We start from the raw sequence: 5,539 nt of genomic DNA on the forward strand, positions 1-5,539 counted from the left end.
TTAGTTTTACTTCGTTATGCCTTATTTTAAAAGAATTTTAATATTTCTACTTCGTTATACCTTATTTTAAAATAATTTTAATTAGTTTTACTTCGTTATACCTTATTTTAAAAGAATTTTAATATTTCTACTTAGTTATATATTTTTAAAAAAAGTTTCTTAAATTTAAATAAGGTTTTTTAGAAAAATATTTGATAATAAATTGTTTTTTTTTAAGGAATCAGAATTGTTTATTTTTAAAATAAGAATTGTTTTTTTTAAGAATCAGAATTGTTTATTTTTAAAATAAGAATTGTTTTTTTTTTAAGGAAAAATAGTTTTTATTTAAATGGATATTTTTTTTAAGAATAAAAATAGTTTTTATTTAAAAATACTGTTTTTTTTACAAAAGTATTTATAACAAACTTTTGTAATCTTCTAAATGATTTATATTAATTAATTCATCAGGATTATCCTCTTTTACTCCATAAAACTCAAATCCATCGGAATACATTTTTCTAAGAATTGGATTTAAGTTGTCATTTTCCCCTTCCAAATAGTGCATTAATTCGTTACGATTTGCTGCAAAAGGCATTCCCAAACCTATAGCACTATCCAATTTACCGATATCAATTCTTCTTAAGATGGAAATGGTTTTTTGAGGATTGTCTGATTTAAAAAGAGTATTTAAAATATTGTTGAAAGTTTTAGAACTGACTGTAGGTTGATCTCCTGTTACACATAAAACATATTGGTTTTTTGAATTTAAGAGACCATTTAATAAAGAAATAGAAAGACCTACATCAATTGGATTGTTTTTAACAATTTTTAATCTTTTATCATCAATATTATTAATTAAAGGTAATATTTCATCATAATAATGACCTAATACCACAATGCATTCATCGATATTTTCAGTATTCAATACATTATCTATTGTAGTTTCAATTATTGTATTTTTTAAAAAAGGAAGTGTAAGTTTATTCTGCACCGGAATATTTTTATTTAATTGGTCTTCTCTCATACGAGAGTTCTTTCCAGCTGCAGTAATAATTGCTGAAACTTTATTCATGAATACTACCTTTAAATAATTAATTTGACAATTAATAAATTAAAAATCTAAATTTTTTTCGATTTGATTATTTATTAAAAATTAAAAAATAATTTTTTATTTATTCGGTTGAAGTGGTACTATTTGAACTTGTGTGATTGCTTGGAATCAATTCCACAATTTTAGCATTGATTTCCATTCCAGTACCGGATCCTTCAGTCCACATTTCTATTTTAATAGGATAATCTAATGTATTATAGATTTTAATTCCAGTTGATGGACTGTAACCATATAAAACTGCATCTTCACCGGAATCCATTCCTACAGGTAAACTGAATCCTAATGCCATTACTGCATTTCTTAAAGCTCTTGCAGGAGGACATACTCCGTGGGTAGCCATACCTGAGTCAGCATCAGATTCAGGAACTGAACTGAATGAAACTCCGTCTCTTCCACAACCTGAAGTGTTTGCAGGGATTATAGTGCCGTTCCATGCCTTAACAAATTGTCTTGCATTGTATTCCCTATTTGCATCATTGTATTGTGGGTGAGATCCTAAATATGTGTATGTGCTACTTGCAGTTGTTTCAGTAACATTTCCCTCATAAACAATTACCGGTGAACCGTTAGGGTATTTAATGGAATAATTATAAGCCTCTGGGAAGTGTTCTTTAAGAATGTCTGGACTTATATATGTTCTATTATCATTAATGCCTGCAATACAGAATTCTAAATTATATTTGGAACCTTGTGAATAAGCGTTATACCAATATTTTAAGCTTTCTTCACTTACCATATCACCAGGAATTGTATCATTGCTGATGTCTTCAGCCTTGATGTGCTTGATGGTTTGATTGGTTCTGTTATTGATGATATCAATTCCACCTTCAACAATTACCGCTTGTGTATAAGGTGAATTGTATCCCCATACAAATTCTCCAGGAGGCACTACATTGATTGTGTTGTTTTCAATAAGCACATATCCCGGACCATCAAATCCTTCAATTTCACCGCTTTTACTAACATTGGCAGTAACCAATTCGGAGACTGGTGTTGGAACAGTACCTGTTGCCAATGATAGGAATGCATCTGCAATATCTCCATTTGCAACTTGATCAGTGAAATAGTTGATATTAGACACTATAGGATGTCTGTTGATTTTGTCTTTATCTATTAAATTATCTCCGGCAAATACAGTTGAACCGTTATCATATTTTGAAACTTCCATCAAATTTTGAGTGTTCTCATTGTCTGCATTTACAAGAGAAATTGACATAAGTATTGCAATAATTACAATTAGAGCAATAAATATTTTAAATGAATTTCTTTTAAATAAACTTCTTTTAGCCAATTTCACACTTCCTTTAACTATATTTAATTTTATATCGTTTTTGCAATCGATAAAAATTAATTTTTAACATATTATAATATAATTTTTATTTATTTGATAATTTTTTAAATTTATAATTAATTTATTTTTTTTATTTATTTGAATTTTTTAAATAGTATAATTAATTTATTTTTCAAATGAAGCACAAATCTCCCTTAATCTGTCTTGGATTTTTATAATTGTTTCCTGTCCATTTCCACCTATGAAAATCGCAGGGTCATGGGAATATTCAGCTACAAATCCAATGATTTCATCAAGGTTATTTGCAATCTCTATTCTTCCGTTATAATCCAATCCCTGTAATCTGTAGATTGCCATATCCAAGGTGTCTTCAAGGCCTGGGAATAAGATGATTATGTCTGGATTTGCTTTTACAACCTCATTTAAAATGTCAAGCCTATGATTTTCATTATGTCTAGGAGTTCCAATAAATATTGCATTAAATCCCACTTCTTCAAGAATTGGCTTTATTGCATCTGAATTGTCTGATTTTCCAATATAAATCTTACAATCATTTAATTTAAGAACTTCCAATCTGCCTTTAACAGGCTTGAAACTTTCGAGGCTGCTTTTAATTATTTCCTCTTTGATTTCAAAGAAATTCTCATTGATGTAATTTGCAATGGCTTGGCTTAAACCTGCATTCAATCTATTGAATTTTCCAAATACTTGAAGATTGTAGTCAGTTTGATTATATTCAATGATACTTTCTGAAATCTCTTTGAATTCTTCCATATATGAATTTTCATTCTTTGGATTGAATTGGCTTTCATTAAGGAATATTGTCTTATTTTCAAAGAATCCCTTTAATGAATCCTTATAGCCGTCCATTGAGCCATGAACATTCATGTGGTCATTACCCATATTTGTCAATGCAATAAGGTCAAAATCAAAGCAATAAGAACAGAAACCTAATGTCATGTCACAGACTTCAACAAGCAGGACATCATAATCCTTGGAATCTGCTTCTAGAATAAGGTCATAATAGCCTTCAAAACCTCCTCCAGCATTACCTCCTACTAAAACGTTCTTTCCAGCATTTTCCAATATTTCCTTAATCATTGAAACTGTAGTTGTTTTTCCATTGGTTCCAGTTACTCCAATGGTAAAAATCTTTCTGTGGCTATCGAGAATGTCGCATAATAATTTGCCGGAATTCTTGTAATGCTCTGCAATTCTGCTGCCCCAAATACTTGGGCTTAAAACAACTGCATCACAGGAATCTATCATTTCCTGATTATTGAATCCTAAATCAATTGATAACTTATCCTTATGGAAACTGATTTTTTCCTTATTTGGAGATACGTCAACACCAGCTAGGCTTAAAGGTAAATCATGTAAATTGATGTTTACATTTAAATCACTTGCATAAACATACCAGTCATGTTTTAAAAGGGAATTTAATGCTTTTTTACCTTCCACGCCTAAACCTATTATTGCAGCTTTCATTATTTCACATATAATACTTATAATTTTAATTAAAAATTATATTATAAAATATTAAGTTATTTTATAACATTTTAATCTATGTTTTTTATTATTAATAAAAGTTAGTAATTTAAAGAATAATATATCTTTTTTAAGGAATTTTTTAAAACTTAACTTGATTTATAATGGATTTTATGAAAATTTTAAATGGTTTATTATAAAAATTTAAATATAATCTTAATATAAGTTATATATAGAAATAAAAAATTTTTATTTTTAAAATTTTTAAAATTTTTAAACTGATTAAAGATAAATTATATTTAAATTTAATTATTAAAAATATTTTAAATTTGGTGAAACAATGAATTTTGATGAAGAAATCAAATTAGTGGAAGAACTCTGTATGACTCCAGGTATTTCTGGTCATGAAGAAAAAATTGCAGAGATTATTAAAAGAGAATTAAAAGATGTAGCGGATGATATTGAAGTAGATTTAATGGGAAATCTTATAGCTACCAAAAAAGGTTCCTCTAAAAAAGGACCGACTGTAATGCTTGCAGCTCATATGGATGAAATTGGTTTAATGGTTAGATATATTGATGACAATGGATATCTTAAATTCTCAACTATTGGCGGAATTAATGACCAGATGTTAATGAACCAAACTGTTGTTATTCATTCTAAAAATGGAGATATAACTGGTGTAATCGGTTCCAAACCACCTCATGTTACAAAGCCTGAAGAAAGAAAAAAAGTTGTTCCATATGATGAAATGTTTATTGATATTGGCGCAAAGGATAAGGAACAAGCTGAAGAAATGGTCTGCATTGGAGATCCAATTACATTTAAATCCTGGTTTGAAGCATTCCCAAATAATTTGGTAATGGCAAAGGCTTTGGATAACCGTCTTGGTTGTTATGTAATGATGGAAGTTTTAAAAAGGGTAGACTCTAAGGCAACCGTTTATGGTGTTGGAACAACCCAAGAGGAAGTAGGATTAAAAGGGGCAAAGGTAACTTCATTTAAGTTAAATCCAGATATGGCATTTGCTCTTGATGTAACCTTATCCGGTGATCACCCTGGAATCAAACCTGAAGAGGCTCCTGTAGTCATTGGAAAAGGACCTGCTGTAATCATGATTGACGCAAGTGGCAGAGGAATAATTACTCCAAAAATCATTAGAGATTTATTGATTGGAACTGGAGAAAAAGAGGAAATTCCATTCCAACTTGAAGTCAGTGACGGTGGTACTACTGACGGTACTGCAATCCACCTTACCAGAGAAGGTATTCCAACAGGAGTTTTATCAGTACCTACAAGATACATTCACACAACTGTTAGTGTAGCAAGCATGGAAGACGTTGAAAATACTATTCAATTGATTGTAGCGGCTATAAACAGTTTAGAATAAGTTTATCTTATTCTTTTTTCTTTTTGATTTTTATTATTATTTTAATTCTTTTTTTAATTTTTTTTTATATTTTTATTTTATTTTTAATTCTTTTTTTATATTTTTATTTTATTTTAATTCTTTTTTTATCTTTTTTAGCATTTTTTCTTTATTTATTTTTTATTTATTTTATTTTTAAATTAAAATTAATTTTTTTTTAATTTTTATTAAATTTAAATTTATTTTTTAAAATAAATTTTTTTTATTATAGTATACTTAATATAAAAAAATATTTTTTAAA

The 5,539-nt window shown here is 28.2% G+C and carries 4 protein-coding genes; 1 reads left to right on the plus strand and 3 read right to left on the minus strand.

Annotation, left to right across the window (positions count from 1 at the left end; all coding sequences use genetic code 11):
• Positions 1 to 394: 394 nt before the first annotated feature.
• The 3 genes from Q0138_RS03755 to Q0138_RS03765 form a co-directional block, all read right to left on the minus strand.
• Positions 395 to 1,051: an NTP transferase domain-containing protein gene (locus tag Q0138_RS03755; RefSeq protein WP_297981105.1), complete on the minus strand. Its 657-nt coding sequence runs from the start codon at positions 1,049 to 1,051 to the stop codon at positions 395 to 397.
• 100 nt (positions 1,052 to 1,151) lie between these two features.
• Positions 1,152 to 2,381 (minus strand): hypothetical protein, encoded by a 1,230-nt coding sequence (locus Q0138_RS03760; protein WP_297981109.1) that lies wholly within the window; start codon positions 2,379 to 2,381, stop codon positions 1,152 to 1,154.
• A gap of 165 nt (positions 2,382 to 2,546) precedes the next feature.
• Positions 2,547 to 3,869, minus strand: coding sequence for a Mur ligase family protein (locus tag Q0138_RS03765; protein WP_297981113.1), 1,323 nt, complete (start codon positions 3,867 to 3,869; stop codon positions 2,547 to 2,549).
• Between the two features lie 340 nt (positions 3,870 to 4,209).
• On the opposite strand from Q0138_RS03765, the gene Q0138_RS03770 reads away from it, so the two are divergent.
• A complete protein-coding gene (locus Q0138_RS03770) occupies positions 4,210 to 5,259 on the plus strand; it encodes a M42 family metallopeptidase (protein WP_297981116.1) in 1,050 nt (349 codons plus the stop codon).
• Positions 5,260 to 5,539: the final 280 nt, after the last annotated feature.

The sequence above is a fragment of the uncultured Methanobrevibacter sp. genome (assembly GCF_937906425.1).
Classification (GTDB): Archaea; Methanobacteriota; Methanobacteria; order Methanobacteriales; family Methanobacteriaceae; genus Methanobrevibacter.